The sequence below is a fragment of the Streptomyces sp. CA-249302 genome, from assembly GCF_050936785.1.
Lineage (GTDB): Bacteria > Actinomycetota > Actinomycetes > Streptomycetales > Streptomycetaceae > Streptomyces.
This window is the reverse complement of record NZ_JBNJMG010000001.1, coordinates 5,541,960-5,556,810: the sequence shown is the minus strand read 5'-3', so window position 1 is coordinate 5,556,810 and position 14,851 is coordinate 5,541,960. Positions and strand designations below refer to the sequence as shown.

The following is a 14,851-nucleotide window of genomic DNA, read 5'->3' as shown; positions in this document are numbered from 1 at the left end:
GCGCCCAATTCGCCTGTGGCGGGCGGGGTTTGTGCGTCTGGTGAAACCTTGGGTTCCGCTTTACGCTCCGAGGGCATGGACCTAGAGGTGAGGCACCTCCGCGCGCTGTGCGCCATCGCCGACACCGGCAGTCTGCACCGCGCCGCGCGCCAACTGGGCGTCGCCCAGCCGTCGTTGAGCACCCAGCTGCGCCGGATCGAACAGGAGCTGGGCGGTGAGCTGTTCGTCCGCGCCCGCACCGGCTGCCGCCCCACCCCGCTGGGCCGTCTGGTGCTCAGCCGCGCCCGCCCCCTGGTGGCCGAAATGCGCTCCCTGGTCAGCGAGGCGCGCGCCGCCGCGACCGGCGGCCCCGAACTGCGCGTCGGCTCCACCGCGAGCAAGGCCCTCGCGGGCTGGCTGCGCCGGCTGCGCACCGCCGGCCAGGACCCCACCCTCCATATGAACGTCTCCCCGAACGCCCTGCTCCGCATGGTCGCCGACGGTCAGCTGGACGTCGCCTTCGTGCACGAGGTCGAGGGCTGCCCGCTGCGCGTCCCCGAGGGCCTGCGCCTGCGCGTCCTGATGGACCGCGAGCCCCAGTTCGTCTCCCTGCCCGCCGACCACCCGGCCGCCGCGCACCCCGTGGTCCACGTCCGCGAACTGGCCGGGAACCGCTGGATGATCGACCCCACGGTGGACGGTGAGTGGGACGCGGTGCAGCGCATGTTCCGCGGGGCCGGCATCAGCCCGCACGTCCTGCACGGCGACTACCACACGGCCGCCGCCCTGGTCGCGACCGGCGAGGTGGTCACGGTCTGCCAGCCGACGGCCCTCTCCCGCCCCGACACGGCGGTCCGCCGCCTGCACGGCGACCCCTTGGTCGTACGCCTCCTGCTCGCGGCCCGCACCGAGACGGACCTCGACGGCGCACTGCCCGCGCTCCAGGAGGCGTACCGGGAGACGGCCCACCAGTCCCCGGCCTACCGGGAATGGCTGGAACACGAGGGCGTACCCCCGGCCCCGGCCCTCCCGTAGGCGGTGTTTCAGACGCCGATGTCGCCGCCGTCCTTCTTCCATACGGCGACCACGGCCGGCCGCGTGATCTTCCCGGGCCCGTCGGGCCACGTGCTGGCCGGCTTCTCCACCGACGCCCCGTCGACCTCACCCGGATGCTGCACGGCGACGAGCACGCGCCGTTCCTGGATGACGGGCCCGCAGGTCTCGGCCCCGGTCGGAACGGTCAGGAACTGCTTCAGCTCACCCCGCCGCTCGCCCTTGGTCGCGACCCCGAACAGGCCGTCGTGCGAACCGAGTTGGTTGCCGTCGGTGGAGATCCACAGGTTGCCGTACGGGTCGAAGGCGACGTTGTCCGGGCAGGAGATGGGACTGACCTCGTCCTTGGGGAAACCGGCGAAGTAGGTGGCGGGATCCTCCGGGTCACCGGCGACGAGGAAGAGGGACCAGGCGAAGGCCGTGCTCTCCGCCCGATTGTGACGCTCCGTCAACTCCAGTACGTGCCCGTGCTTGTTGGCGTTGCGCGGGTTGGCCTCGTCGGCCTTGGCGTTCGTACCGACACCGCGGTTGGTGTTGTTGGTGAGGACGACGTACACCTTGCCGGTGTGCGGGGAGGGCTGGATGTCCTCGGGCCGGTCCATCTTGGTGGCGCCGGCCTTGTCCCCGGCGAGCCGGGTGAAGACGAACACCTCCTCGGCGCTCATCCCGTCGACGTGCGAGACGGCCCCCTCGGAGGAGGCGGTGGCGAGCGGAATCCACTCGCCGCTGCCGTCGAACTCCCCGTCGGCGGGCAGCTTGCCCGTACCGTCGATCTCGCTCACCGGGGAGTCACCGGTGAGCCTGGCGACGTACAAGGTCCCCTCGTCCAGCAGCGAGAGATTGTGCTCCCGCACGGCCCGGGAGCCGCCGCGCCTCATCCGCTTGCTGCTCACGAACTTGTAGAAGTAGTCGAAGCGCTCGTCGTCCCCGGAGTAGACGACGGGCCGCCCGTCCTCGGTCAGCCGCACGGTGGCGGCCTCGTGCTTGAACCGCCCCAGCGCGGTGTGCTTGCGGGGAGTGGAATCCGGGTCGTACGGATCGAATTCGACGACGTACCCGAACCGATGCACCTCGTTGGGCTCCTGAGCGACATCGAAGCGAGCGTCGAACCGCTCCCATTTCCTCTCCGTCGCCCCGGTCCCGATCCCGTACCGCTTGTCCGTCGCACGGCTGCTGTTGGCGAAGTACTGATTGAAGTTCTCTTCGCCGTGCAGGGTCGTCCCCCATGGCGTCGTCCCCCGGAGCAGTTGTTGAGGGTGCCGAGGACCTTGGTGCCGCTGGGGTCGGCGGAGGTCTTGAGCAGGTCGCTGCCGGCGGCGGGCCCGGTGAGCCGGAACTCGGTGGTGGCGGTGACGCGCCGGTTGAGCGGATGCCGGGGAACGGCGACGAGCCGCCCGCTCTCCCGGTCCCCTTCAACCACCACCGCGGACAACCCATGAGCGGCCCAGGCAACCTCGACCTGCCGACGGGTCGGATCGGCGGCGTCGTACCCCCGGAACATCAGGATCTCATCGGTGTACTCGTGATTGGCGACGAGCACCTGCCGCCCCCGCTCGCCCGGCAGCGGCAGCAGCGCGAGGAAGTCGTTGTTGTACCCGAACTGCCCGGCCTGCGCGGCGGCGGTCTGGTTCTCCGGGTCGAAGGCGGGGGCACCGCGGAGGATGGGCTCGCCCCAGCGGATGACGACGTTCTGGCCGTAGCCGTCCGGGGTGACGACGGAGTCGAGGGTGTTGGGGGCGACGGAGGAGTAGCGGAGCCCGCGGGCGCCCTTGGGCGGTGTGGGTTTTGTGTACGGCTGTCGCCGGCCGACGGCACTCGCCGGCTGGGCCCCACCGACGGCCGCCGCGCCGGTCGCGGTCGCGACCGTCACGACCGCGGCGGCCCGCATCATCGAACGCCGGCCGATGGCACCGGCGATGACGTCGCCGGCGTACTCGTTGTCGCTGGTGTTGGGCACCTCGTGGAAGCAGGCGTCTCCGCAGCGGAACCGGCAGGTGAGGGCGGAGCGCCCACCCGGATGCGTGACGATCGGCAGCAGCTTGCGCACTTTGCTCTCCCCTTGCGATTCCTTGGTGTGGACGTGACGTTAGGGGCATGCGTGTGCGATGGCGCTGCGAACGAATGAACTGAAGGTGAACCCCGGGAAGCCGAGGGGGTGTTGACAGCGGGACGTTTCCCGTCCCCCGCCCCTGCCCAAGATCGCCATCCGGGGCCGCTAACCTTACGTGTCCGTCCTGGCCAGTGATTGACGGTTTCAACTCACGCGAAGGGTTGCGCACATGGGCATTCTCACTCTCCTGCGGAATGCGTTCGGGAGGTCACGCAAGGGGCGTGCCGCCGAAGCAGAGGGTGCGGACGTAACCCCTTCGCAGACGCCGGCACCTACGGTCCCGTCCACCGAGGCGACGCCGTCGGCCCAGGTCCCGGAGCCGCGGGCGGCTACGCCGTCGACGCCGGAAGCGAAGACGGGCAACGAGCACGAGCTGGTGTCGGCGGCCTTCAACAACGTGACCGTACCCAGGCCGGCTTCGCCGGTGGAGGGGGAGGTTGCGGGGGCCGCGGAGGCCGCGGAGGCCGCGGAGCAGACGCCGGTCGCGGAGGAGACGGAGCCGGCGGAGGAGCAGACGCCGGTCGCGGAGACGGAGGCGGCGGCTGAGGAGGCGCCGGTCGAGGAGGCGCCGGTCGCCGAGGTTGCTGCTGAGGAGGCGGCGGCTGAGGCGGAGACGGTAGTGGAGCCGGAACCGGTGGCCGAGGAGGTCGCTGAGCCTGAGCCCGTAGCCGAGCCGGTGGTCGAGGAGGCGTCGACCCCGGAGCCTGTCGCCGAGGCGGAGCCCGAGGCCGAGCAGGTCGCCGGTCCCGAGCCCGAGCAGGCCGCTGCCCCTGAGCCCGAGTCCGAGACGGTCGCTGCCCCTGAGCCCGAGACGGTCGTGGCCGCCGTCGACGAGCCCGCGGTCGCCGACGGCGAGGTCGCCCCACAGGGGCCACCCGCACCCGACGACGAAACTGTCACGGGTGGTGCGGGTGGGAACACGGCGGCCGAAGGCGCAGCCGAGGCCGGTGACGACGCCGCCGCAGCCGCCCTCGCCAAGGCCAACCTCACCGGCACCGCCGCCACCACCTACCTCGTCCTCGACCGCTCTGCGAGCATGCGCCCGTACTACAAGGACGGCTCGGCCCAGGCCCTCGCCGACCAGACCCTCGCCCTCGCCACCCACCTCGCCCCCGAGGCCCCGAGCGTCCACGTCGTCTTCTTCTCCACCGAACTCGACGGCACCACGGACCTCACCCCCGCCTCCCCCGAGAACGCCATCGACGAGGCCCACGCCTCCCTCGGCCGCATGGGCCGTACCAGCTACCACGCCGCCGTCGAAGCCGTCCTCGCCCACTACGACAAGCACAACGACAAGAACGCCACCCCGGCCGCCCCCGCCCTCGTCGTCTTCCAGACCGACGGCGCCCCGGACGCGAAGACCCCCGCCACCCAGGCCCTCACCGACGCCGCGAAGACCCACCCCACCGTCTTCTTCTCCTTCGTCGCGTTCGGCGACCACGACAACAAGGCCTTCGACTACCTCCGCAAACTGAAGACCGCCAACACGGCCTTCTTCCACGCGGGCCCCACCCCCCTGGAGCTCACGGACGCGGAGCTCTACGACGGCGTACTGATCGACTGGCGCCCGTAACCCCTGCGAGATCACCCCGCGTATGCCGTCCCCTTCTCACCTCGTAAAACGAGAAGCGGACGGCATACCCATGTCCGCTACCATTTCAAGGTTCGTAAAACAAGACGACCCGACCTGGGAGCAGCCCCCGATGGCTCGACACCTCATCACCAGCGCCCTTCCGTACATCAACGGAATCAAGCACCTGGGCAACATGGTGGGGTCCATGCTTCCGGCGGACGTGTACTCCCGGTACCTCCGCCAGCGCGGCCACGACGTCCTCTACATCTGCGCCACCGACGAGCACGGCACCCCCGCCGAGCTGGCCGCGAAGGAGCAGGGCATCCCGGTCGCGGACTTCTGCGCGCAGGCGCACGACGCGCAGAAGGCGGTCTACGACGGCTTCGCGCTGGCCTTCGACTACTTCGGCCGCAGCTCCTCGCAGCAGAACGTCGAGATCACCCAGCACTTCGCCCGCCGCCTGAACGAGAACGGCTTCATCGAGGAGCGGGCGATCCGGCAGGTGTACTCGCCCGCCGACGGCCGCTTCCTCCCGGACCGCTATGTCGAGGGCACCTGCCCGCACTGCGGCTACGACAAGGCCCGCGGCGACCAGTGCGAGAACTGCACCCGCGTACTCGACCCCACCGACCTGATCAACCCCCGGTCCGCGATCTCCGGCTCCACCGATCTCGAGGTCCGTGAGACCAAGCACCTCTTCCTGCTCCAGTCGAAGCTCCAGCACGAGGTCGAGGAGTGGGTCTCCCGGCACGAGGACGACTGGCCGCAGCTGGCCTCCTCCATCGCCCGCAAGTGGCTGACCGAAGGCCTGCACGACCGCGCGATCACCCGCGACCTCGACTGGGGCGTCCCGGTCCCCGCCGACACCTGGCCGGAGCTGGCCGCCGAGGGCAAGGTCTTCTACGTCTGGTTCGACGCCCCGATCGAGTACATCGGCGCGACCAAGGAGTGGTCCGACCTCGACCCGGAGAACCGCGACTGGAAGGCCTGGTGGTACGACGTCGACGCCGACGTCCGCTACACCGAGTTCATGGCGAAGGACAACGTCCCCTTCCACACCGTGATGTTCCCGGCCACCGAGCTCGGCGTGCGCGAGCCGTGGAAGAAGGTCGACTACGTCAAGGCCTTCAACTGGCTGACGTACTACGGCGGGAAGTTCTCCACGAGCCAGAAGCGCGGTGTCTTCACCGACCAGGCGCTGGAGATCCTCCCCGCCGACTACTGGCGGTACTTCCTCATCGCCAACGCCCCCGAGTCCGACGACTCCTCCTTCACCTGGGAGCACTTCACGGCGACGGTCAACAAGGACCTCGCCGACACCCTCGGCAACTTCGTCAACCGCGTCCTGTCCTTCTCGAAGAAGCGGTTCGGGGAAGAGGTTCCGGCGGGCGGCACCCCCGGTGAGGCGGAGACGAAGCTCGGTGCGCAGATCGCCGAGCTGCTCGCCGAGTACGAGGGCCACATGGAGTCCCTCCAGTTCCGTAAGGCGGCCGCCGCCCTGCGTGCCCTGTGGTCGGCCGGCAACTCCTACCTGGAGGAGAAGGCCCCCTGGCTGGAGATCAAGACCGACAAGGACGGGGCGGCCCTCACCCTGCGCACCGCGATGAACCTGATCCACCTCTACTCGGTGGTCTCGGAGCCCTTCATCCCGGCGACGGCGAAGGTCATGCGTGAGGCGTTCGCGCTGACCGACGACACGGCTGCCTGGGTCGGCGCGGACGAGGCCCGCGCCCTCACCGCCGTCCCGGCCGGCACCCCCTTCACGGTCCCGCCCGTGCTGTTCGCCAAGCTGACGGACGAGGACCTGGCCGCGTACAAGGAGCGCTTCGGCGGCGACTCCGAGTAGGCGGGAACGCGTAGGAACGGTGAGAGACGGGGCTCGGAAAGCCGAACAGCTTTCCGGGCCCCGTATTGTTCCGCCATGGCAGTACCCGAAGTCGTCCCGATCGCCTACGCGCCGAGGCAGCGGACCGAGTCCATCGGCCGGTACGCGGACGGTCAGTTCCTGGCGTCGATCACGTATGCCTTCCCGGCGGGTTTCCGTCTCGACCACGGCTGGGAAGAGCACAAACGTCTCTACACCGCGCTGCACACCTTCGATTCCGAGGGCCGCTACCGCGACTCGGAGATCTGGTGCGCCGGCACCTGGGCCGAGCAGCTGCGCAACCCGGACGGCGAGGACTCGGTCCTCCAGCGCGCCCGGGTGCACCTCGCGAAACTCCTGCGCAGCCTGCCCCGCCGGTCGTACACCGACATCGCGGTACGGCCTTTCCAGGTCACCGTGGACGGCGTGCTGTTCGGCCTGCTGACCGGCGAGGACGAAGAGGGCGGCTGGGCCGAGCTCTACCCGGACCGCCTCTTCTTCACCGCCCCGTGGGACGGCTCGTACGACACCTAGGTGCTACGACAGCACCCCGGCGCCGGTGGTCTTCGCCAGCGACGTCGGCAGGTCCTTGGCGCTCGACTCCAGGCCCGCCGTCAGGGTCGGCGTCCAGTTCACCGTCGTCTTGATCTTCTTGGAGTTGGCGGCGTTGTAGGCGGCGACCAGGTCGGTCGTGGTGCCGTTGACCAGGTTGCCGCTGCCCGCGATCGAGCCGGTGCCGTCGCCGCTGAAGATCTTGGAGACCTTGATGGAGCTGGGCACGGTCCAGTAGTTGTTCTGGGCCACGACCTGGGCCTTGGCGCGCGAGTTGATGCTGTACTGGAGCGCGTAGCCGTTGAGGGTCGTGACGTCGTAGTAGTTGTTGTAGAGGTGGACCTGGCCGACGCGGGTCAGCGGGGCACGCTGGACGATGCCCTTCCAGACGTTGTGGTGCAGGGTGACGCGCAGCTTGCCGCTGGGCTCGCTGTCGCTGCTGCCGATCAGCATCGTCTTGTCGTGGCTGGTGAACTGGTTGCGCTCGACGGTCACCAGGTCCGAGCTCTTGGTGATGTCCAGTTCGCCGTCGTGGACCTGGTACTCACGGCCGTAGTACTTCGGGTTGAGGCTGTCGAAGTGCCCGGCGTCGGAGAACGTGTTGTGGTCGGCCCAGACGTGGGTGGCGCCGCGCAGGGTGACCGCGTCGTACTCGGAGTTCCAGTTGCCGTCGTCGCCGTCGGTCGGGTCCCACTGCGGGAAGCAGTCCTCGGTGTCGGAGAACGTCATGTTGCGGACGATGACGTTGTCGACCTTCTGGATCTGCAGCATGCCGCCGGTGATGCCGGCCTTGGTGCCGGGGACGCCGACGATCGAGGTGTTGGCGGGCACCTTGAAGACGATGTTCTTCGCCTGCTTGGTCTGCGCGGCGGCCCGGGCCGTCTCCTGGGTGCCGGAGGGCAGCTTGGAGCGGCCGTAGGTCGAGGGGTCGAAGGCCTTGAGGTACGACGAGAGCGAGTATCCCGTCCCCGACGCGTAGTCCGCGCAGGTCAGCTTCTTGCCGGCGTCGTCGGTGTTGGCGTCGATCGTGCCCTTGACCTTGATGATCCGCGGGGTGGTGTCCGAGACCGAGCCGAGCGCCTTCACCAGCTGGGCGCGGGTGGAGACGGTGAAGGTGTGCGCGGCGTCGGCCTTCGCGCCGCCGGTCGTACCGGTGCCGGAGGACGCCCAGCCGTCCTTGGCGGCGAGCGTCTGGTGGTACAGGTCGACGGAGGTCGTCCCGGCGTTCGCGTTCATCACGATCACACCGGCACCGACGGCGGCGGCCACGGCCGCGGCGGAGACGACGAGGGTGCGCCGCGTGCGGAGGGACCGGCGGTGGGAGGCAGAGGCCACGGGGGAGTCCTTATGTGCGGAGGAAGCTTTCGACCGGTCAGTCGCCGCCGCGGGCGGCCGGGTTGCCGGTGACTACACCAAGTACTGGTAAAGTCCGCTCACTTGTGCGAGGGCAGGGGGCTCTCGCGGGGAGGGAACCTCACGTGGGCAGACACGCCCCGAGACGGGGCGGCCGCGCCGCGCTCGTCTCCGTGCTCGCGGTCGCCGTGGCGGCCGGCTCGATCACCCTGTTCTCCGGTACGGAGCACAGCAGCGCGGCACCTGCCGCCACCCCCGGCACCACCGAGCTCGTCCTGGACGACCCGAGCAGCACGACCCCGCGCGCCGAGCGGCTGCTCGCGGCCGGCGAGACCGGCTTCCTGCACCGCCAGTCGGACGTCGACGGACTGCTGTGGACGGACTACGCCGAGGGCACCACGGTCCCCGTGCGCACCGGCTCCGGCGACGTCTACGAGCCGGAGGGCGAGCCCTGTTACTCCGTCGCCGACATCTGCCCGTCCGGTCGCTACGGCCAGGGCACCGACACGGTGGTGCTGCCGAGCTACGACGACTACGACCTGTCTCTGTGGACCCCCGGCGCGGGCGTCTCGGACACCTTCCGCACCAGGTCGCGTGAGTACGTCGGCACGTACGGCGACACGATCGTCCTCGCCAAGGACGACGCCGTCATCGACGATACGACGGTCGACGGCACCACGCCCGAGCTCATCGACTATGTCGACGGCGAACAGCGTCAGCGCTGGGTCACCGGCTACCCGGCCGCCGAGAAGTGGTGGGCGTCCGGCATGTTCAAGCGCACCGGCGACAAGAAGGGCGCGCTGCTCGCCTACCCGGTCTACGCCGACGGGGCCCTGAAGTCGTACACGGTCGGCTACCTCGACTTCACCACCGCCCACTTCACGGTGGCGTTCACGGACGCGGGCGCCCAGCCTCAACTGGTCCTCACCGAGGACAAGGTGGGCTGGTACACCGAGGCCGCCGGCCTGCACCTCAAGCCGCGCACCGACCTGACCGCCGCGGAGACGACCCCGGTGCCCGGCGAGGACACCGCCGGCACGCCCGTCCCCGTCCTGGTCGGCGACTGGCTGGTCCTCGCGACCGACGGCGGCGCCGTACGGGCCGTCTCCCTGGCCGACGGCACCACCACCAAGACCCTGCTGGCCTGGTCCTACGGCACGCCCCTGGCCTCCCCCGACGGGACCGCCCTGGTCACCGGCGGCACCGGCGCGGCCGACTGGTGGGTCCGGCGGGTCGTCCTCGGCGCGGACGGCACTCCCGAGCTCGCCAAGGTGCTGAAGGTGGCGCCGCTGGAGAAGACCAAGACCGGCCTGGCGCTCAGCCGGGGCAGCCTGCGCGTGGCAAAGGTGAGCGGCAGCTCCGACGCGACCTCCGTCCGCACCCTCACCACCGACGGCAGCACCGAGCTGACCGCCTCCGCGGCCACCACCGGCGACTCGATCAGCCCCGAGTGCCCGTACGCGAACACCACTTGCGCCCCGCTGTGGGGCAACAGCGGCAGCGCCCCCGAGGACGTCTTCCTCAACACGTTCTACGACGGCGACGAGGGCGGCAGCGGTCTGGAGAACGCCGACCAGCTGGTCGCCATCGGCGACGCGTGGTCCTCCGACACCCTGACCTTCGGCACCGAGGGCGGCGAGATCGTCGACGTCTCCGACGGGTACGCCGTCTACAACTCGGGCGGCTCGACGCCGATGCAGTACGTCGGCGAGTTCGGCTACGGGCAGCAGCTGAAGCGCTCGGTCCGCGCCGCCGCCCTGAACGGCACGATCCTGTGGAGCGCCACCACCACGACCGGCAAGCTCACCTCGTACAGCCTGATCACGAAGAAGACCCTCGCCACGGTGACGGTCCCCGCGCTCGGCTGCGTCCCGAACGAGCTTCAGGCGACGGGCCGTTGGGTGTACTGGGCGTGCGGGACGGCCTCCGCGGGTGTGTACGACACCAAGGCGGGTACGTCGGTCGCCGTCACCCCCGGTGACGTGCTGCTCGGCGACGGCTTCACGGTCCGGCACGACCACGCCGCCGACCAGCTGGTGCTGACCGAGGCGGCCACCGGCACCACCCAGGTCGTCGCCTCCCACCTGCCGGACACGGGCCTCGCCACCGACCGCCGCTTCCGGTGGACGGTCGACGAGTACACGGGCCTGGTCGCCTGGTTCGACGCGTACGAGCAGACGCACGTGGCCACCACCGGCATCACCCCGTCGGCGACCACGGCCTTCCGCACCGAGTTCCCGAGCTACCTGGAGGCGGGCGCCGCCGACGCCTGGACCGGCGAGTGGCTGCTGTCCCGGCCGGTCAGCTCCTGGTCGCTCACCTTCACCTCCGTCCAGAGCGGCGCCAAGGGCAGGGCCACCCGCACGATCACCGGCGGAGCCCGCTCGGCGGGGCTGACGGTGAACTGGAACGGCAAGACCGCGAGCGGCGAGCGCTTCCCCAACGGCGACTTCACCTGGACCCTCAAGGCCACCGGCCTCGGCACCTCCGCCGCGGTCACGGTGGTCTCCGGTGACGGCTTCCTCGGCAGGGGCAGCCCGGTCCGCCACGACTTCGTCAGCGTGGACGGCCCCGACGGCCGCGGCGACCTGCTCACCCTCAACTCCTCGGGCGGTCTGACGTACCACCAGGGCACCGGCACCGGGAAGTTCAGCGAGAAGACCACCGGCAGCGGCTGGCCGACCAGCGCGCGGTTCGTCCCGTTCGGCGACCTCAGCGGCGACCGCTGCAACGACGTCCTGGTCCGGATGAGCAGCGGTGCCCTACGCCTGTACAAGCCGGGCTGCAACGCGACCCTGAAGCCGTCCACCTCGTACACCACCCTCGCGAGCAGCGGCTGGACGCAGTACGACGTCCTGACCTCGCCCGGGGACGTGAGCGGCGACGGGCGGCCCGACCTGGTCGCGCGCAAGGCGTCGACCGGTGCGGTCTACCTGTTCAAGGGGACCAGCACCGGCAAGCTGTCCGCCGCGGTGAAGCTCTACGACAACTGGAAGGGCTACAAGAAGATCGTGGCCGTCGGTGACGTCACCGGCGACGGCGTCGGCGACCTGATCGCCCAGGACAAGGCGGACAACCTCTACCGCTACAGCGGCAAAGGCAACGGCACCTTCGCGGCCCGCGTGAAGCTGTTCGCCGACTGGGGCGGCTCCTACAACGCGGTCGTCGGCGTCGGGGACATCACGGACGACGGGAGGCCGGACCTGGTCTCGCGGGACTCCTCCGGGAACCTGTACCGCAACTCCGGTGACGGCAAGGGGTCGTTCGGCTCGCGGGTGAAGATCGCGAGCGGTTACGGCTCGTACAAGTCCCTTTCCTGACCGGCCGGTTGGGGACACGCGGGCGCCCGGGACCTTGGTGGTCCCGGGCGCCTTCGTGTTCGTATGTGCTACTGGGTGTCCGTGCTGTCGTGCGTCTCGTCCGGGGCGACGCCCATGGTCAGGTGGGCGCGCACGCCCTTGGCGATGTGCTTCTTGTCGTACTTGAGGTAGAGCAGGCCGCCCTCGTGGCCGTTGTCGGGGTAGATCGTGTCCTCGTCGAGGGTGGTGCGGGTGGTGGTGTTGGTGGAGTAGGGGTCCACCTTCGCCGACGCCAGGACCGACTTCTCGTCGAAGAACAGCTGGCCCGTGTGGCAGGTGTGGCCGCCCTCGTAGCCGGCGTCGGTCCAGGTGCCGTCCACGTGCACCTTGACGTGGATGTGCACGCAGCGGCCCTGGTACCAGCCCGGGAAGACCGTCTTGAAGGTGACGTAACCGCGCTTGTCGGTCTTCCAGGTGCCGCGCAGATAGCGCTCGTCGTCGGTCGGCTCGGAGTGGCCGCCGCCCGTGCCGCCGGAGGGGGCGCCGGACGGGGGCTCACCCGTCGGGGTGCCCGAGGGGGTGTCGGTGGGGGTGCCGGACGGGGCGTCCGTGGGGGCGCCGCCTCCGCCGCCGCTGCCCATCGCCTCGTAACCGGAGTAGACGCCGAGCGCGGTGCAGTGCCAGATGTCGACGGCCGCGTTCTTCACCGGCTTGCAGGTCTCGGCGTCGATCACCTTGAGGGTGAGGGTGAGCGGGATGCCGTCCTGGTCCTCGGTGATGTCCTGGCGGATCTTGTCGGCGTCGATGTAGTACGGACCCTCGGTGGTCTCCGAGGTGAGCTGGTAACACGTGTCAGTAGTGCTGGACGCACTCGCGGAGGCGGTCGTGGTCGACTCGTCGGCGGAGGCGGTGAGGGCCAGGCCGCCACCCACGCCCACCGCGGCCACCGCGCCCGCGCCCACGACGACGACCTTGCGGCGCGTCAGGTCCTTCTTGTGCTTCGGCTCTTCAGCCGTCTGGTTTCCCGTCATGGTCCGCGAAACTAGGAACGCAGCCTGTCAGGAGCGTTGGAAAGCACTGTGGAACCCATGAATCCTTAAAGCCTGACCGAAATCACCGCCGCTTTTGCGCCTTTCTTCAGCAAAGGCTCTTGAAAGGCTTGCCTTACTTGTGCGGGCTCGACGACGGGCGCGGGAGCGGGCGCCTGGACCGGAGGGGCCGCCGGGTCCGCCGTGAGGCCGAGCGCCTCGCGGGCCGCGTGGACATGGCGGAGGCCCTCCTGCGCGGTCCGGCTCACCCGGTCGTAGTCCGCGGCCGTGTGCGCCTCGGCCAGCAGGGTACGGGCGGTGCGGTGGCACTCGGCCGCCTCGGTCAGGGCGCGGCCCGCGGCCTCGCCGCCGGTGGCCCAGGCGGCGGCGCCCGGCGGGATCAGGCTGCCGCTGAGCCGGACCAGCCAGCGGTTGGCCTCGGCCTCGGCGTCCAGCTGGGACGTGCCCCGGCCCGACTGCGAGCGGCGCAGCGCGAGGACCGCGCCGACCGAACCGGCGATCAACAGCGCCGAGAGCGCGATCGCGTACCCCATGGCTTCCTCCTTGCCCGCCGGCCCGGAAGGGGGCCCGCACCTGCGATGTCATCCCCTATGAGACGACACGCTTCTGTGCTCCCTCCTCGGGATTCCTGTGTGCCTCCCGTGAGGTTTCCAAGTCGGCGTCGGAGGTGGCGGAGGTGTCGGTGGCGGAGGTGGCGGAGGTGTCGGTTGCGCCGGCGGTCCGTGCGCCGCGGATGAACCAGGCGCCGCCCACCGCGAGCAGCGAGGCCGTGGAGAGGGTGTAGAGGCCGCCGGTGGTGGAGCCGGTCGTGTCCTTGAGGTAGCCGAAGAGGAAGGGGGAGACGAAGCCGCCCAGGTTGCCGAGGGAGTTGATGAGCGCCAGACCGGGCGCGGCGATCCTGAGGTCGAGGCCGGTCTGGGCCATGGGCCAGAACAGGGTGGCCGCGCACTTGGAGCCGACGCCGGCGAGGGTGATCGCGGCGAGGCCCCACCAGGGGTTGCCCAGGGTCGCCAGGAAGGTGCCCACCGCCGAGGCGACGAGCATGAACGCCAGCCAGGGGCGCCGGTCGGGGGCGCGGTCGGTGAAGTGGCTCATCGAGTACATGCCGATGATCGAGGCGACGGCCGGGATCGCGGAGAGCAGACCGACCTGGAAGGACGACAGCCCGCCGATCTCCTCGATCAGGCTGGGCAGCCAGAAGGTGATCGCGTAGCCGGTGAGGGTGGTGGCGAAGAAGACGGAGGTCAGCAGCAGCACCTGCGGGTGGGCGATGAGCCTGAGCCGGGAGACCTGCGGGGTGCGGTCGCGCTTCTCCTCGTCCCGCGCCACCGCCGCGCGCAGCGCCTGCTTCTCCTCCGCGGTCAGCCAGCGGGCGTCCTCGATGCGGGAGACCAGGAACAGCGCGGCGACCAGGCCCACGACGATCGAGAAGCCGCCCTCGATGCCGAACATCCAGCGCCAGCCGGATATGCCGCCCGCGCCGTGCAGTTCCAGCAGGGCGCCGGTGACCGGGCCGGTGATGACGCCGGCCGCGGCCGAACCGCCGAGGAAGATCGCGGTGGCCCGGCCGCGGTTGGAGTCGGGCAGCCACTGGGTGATGTAGAGCATGACGCCCGGGAAGAAGCCGGCCTCCGCGACACCGAGCAGGAAGCGCAGGGCGTAGAAGGTCGGGGTGTTGTGGATGAAGGTCATCGCCACGATCACCGCACCCCAGGTGACCATGATGCGGGTCAGCCAGACCCGGGCGCCGAAGCGTTCGAGGAGCATGTTGCTCGGCACCTCGAACAGGGCGTACCCGATGAAGAAGAGACCGGCCCCGAAGCCGTACGCGGCCGCGCTCACGCCGATGTCCGCGTGCAGTTCGTCCTGTACGAAGCCGACGTTCGTCCGGTCCATCTGGTTGACCAGCAGCATCAGGACCAGGATCGGCATCATCCGGCGCAGGAACTTGCCGACCGCCCGCTGCTGGGCCTCGGGGACGTCCGGTTCCGACATCGTTGTCTCCCCACTAGGTGGTTC

The 14,851-nt window shown here is 70.1% G+C and carries 9 protein-coding genes and 1 pseudogene; 5 read left to right on the top strand and 5 right to left on the bottom strand.

Annotation, left to right across the window (positions count from 1 at the left end):
• Positions 1 to 75 precede the first annotated feature (75 nt).
• A complete protein-coding gene (locus ACQEWB_RS24995) occupies positions 76 to 1,014 on the top strand; it encodes a LysR substrate-binding domain-containing protein (protein ID WP_432834601.1) in 939 nt (312 codons plus the stop codon).
• Between the two features lie 8 nt (positions 1,015 to 1,022).
• Here the strand turns inward: ACQEWB_RS24995 and ACQEWB_RS24990 are convergent.
• Positions 1,023 to 3,079 (bottom strand): annotated as a pseudogene (locus ACQEWB_RS24990) (PhoX family protein).
• Positions 3,080 to 3,311: 232 nt separating this feature from the next.
• On the opposite strand from ACQEWB_RS24990, the gene ACQEWB_RS24985 reads away from it, so the two are divergent.
• The 3 genes from ACQEWB_RS24985 to ACQEWB_RS24975 all read left to right on the top strand — a co-directional run bounded on the left by ACQEWB_RS24985 (position 3,312) and on the right by ACQEWB_RS24975 (position 7,113).
• Positions 3,312 to 4,715 (top strand): VWA domain-containing protein, encoded by a 1,404-nt coding sequence (locus ACQEWB_RS24985; RefSeq protein ID WP_432834599.1) that lies wholly within the window; start codon positions 3,312 to 3,314, stop codon positions 4,713 to 4,715.
• Between the two features lie 130 nt (positions 4,716 to 4,845).
• Positions 4,846 to 6,561 (top strand): methionine--tRNA ligase, encoded by a 1,716-nt coding sequence (gene metG, locus ACQEWB_RS24980; RefSeq protein WP_432834597.1) that lies wholly within the window; start codon positions 4,846 to 4,848, stop codon positions 6,559 to 6,561.
• A 75-nt stretch (positions 6,562 to 6,636) separates the two neighbouring features.
• Positions 6,637 to 7,113 (top strand): hypothetical protein, encoded by a 477-nt coding sequence (locus tag ACQEWB_RS24975; RefSeq protein ID WP_432834595.1) that lies wholly within the window; start codon positions 6,637 to 6,639, stop codon positions 7,111 to 7,113.
• 3 nt (positions 7,114 to 7,116) lie between these two features.
• Here ACQEWB_RS24975 and ACQEWB_RS24970 read toward each other — a convergent pair whose 3' ends face one another.
• Positions 7,117 to 8,466 carry a pectate lyase family protein gene (locus ACQEWB_RS24970; protein WP_432834593.1) on the bottom strand — a complete coding sequence of 450 codons (1,350 nt, stop codon included), beginning with the start codon at positions 8,464 to 8,466 and terminating at the stop codon, positions 7,117 to 7,119.
• A 143-nt stretch (positions 8,467 to 8,609) separates the two neighbouring features.
• Here ACQEWB_RS24970 and ACQEWB_RS24965 point away from each other — a divergent pair, with 143 nt between their 5' ends.
• Positions 8,610 to 11,804: an FG-GAP-like repeat-containing protein gene (locus tag ACQEWB_RS24965; RefSeq protein WP_432834591.1), complete on the top strand. Its 3,195-nt coding sequence runs from the start codon at positions 8,610 to 8,612 to the stop codon at positions 11,802 to 11,804.
• Between the two features lie 68 nt (positions 11,805 to 11,872).
• Here ACQEWB_RS24965 and ACQEWB_RS24960 read toward each other — a convergent pair whose 3' ends face one another.
• The 3 genes from ACQEWB_RS24960 to ACQEWB_RS24950 all read right to left on the bottom strand — a co-directional run bounded on the left by ACQEWB_RS24960 (position 11,873) and on the right by ACQEWB_RS24950 (position 14,827).
• Positions 11,873 to 12,814 carry a dioxygenase gene (locus tag ACQEWB_RS24960; protein ID WP_432834589.1) on the bottom strand — a complete coding sequence of 314 codons (942 nt, stop codon included), beginning with the start codon at positions 12,812 to 12,814 and terminating at the stop codon, positions 11,873 to 11,875.
• Between the two features lie 65 nt (positions 12,815 to 12,879).
• Positions 12,880 to 13,365 carry a hypothetical protein gene (locus ACQEWB_RS24955; RefSeq protein ID WP_432834587.1) on the bottom strand — a complete coding sequence of 162 codons (486 nt, stop codon included), beginning with the start codon at positions 13,363 to 13,365 and terminating at the stop codon, positions 12,880 to 12,882.
• A gap of 55 nt (positions 13,366 to 13,420) precedes the next feature.
• Entirely contained in the window at positions 13,421 to 14,827 is a 1,407-nt protein-coding gene (locus ACQEWB_RS24950; protein WP_432834585.1) for an MFS transporter, read from the bottom strand.
• Positions 14,828 to 14,851 lie beyond the last annotated feature (24 nt).

Coding starts and splice junctions, on each gene's coding strand:
- ACQEWB_RS24960 (WP_432834589.1), bottom strand. CDS start 12,814: ATGACGGGAAACCAGACGGCTGAAGAGCCGAAGCACAAGAAGGACCTG.
- ACQEWB_RS24975 (WP_432834595.1), top strand. CDS start 6,637: ATGGCAGTACCCGAAGTCGTCCCGATCGCCTACGCGCCGAGGCAGCGG.
- ACQEWB_RS24950 (WP_432834585.1), bottom strand. CDS start 14,827: ATGTCGGAACCGGACGTCCCCGAGGCCCAGCAGCGGGCGGTCGGCAAG.
- ACQEWB_RS24955 (WP_432834587.1), bottom strand. CDS start 13,365: ATGGGGTACGCGATCGCGCTCTCGGCGCTGTTGATCGCCGGTTCGGTC.
- ACQEWB_RS24985 (WP_432834599.1), top strand. CDS start 3,312: ATGGGCATTCTCACTCTCCTGCGGAATGCGTTCGGGAGGTCACGCAAG.
- ACQEWB_RS24995 (WP_432834601.1), top strand. CDS start 76: ATGGACCTAGAGGTGAGGCACCTCCGCGCGCTGTGCGCCATCGCCGAC.
- metG (WP_432834597.1), top strand. CDS start 4,846: ATGGCTCGACACCTCATCACCAGCGCCCTTCCGTACATCAACGGAATC.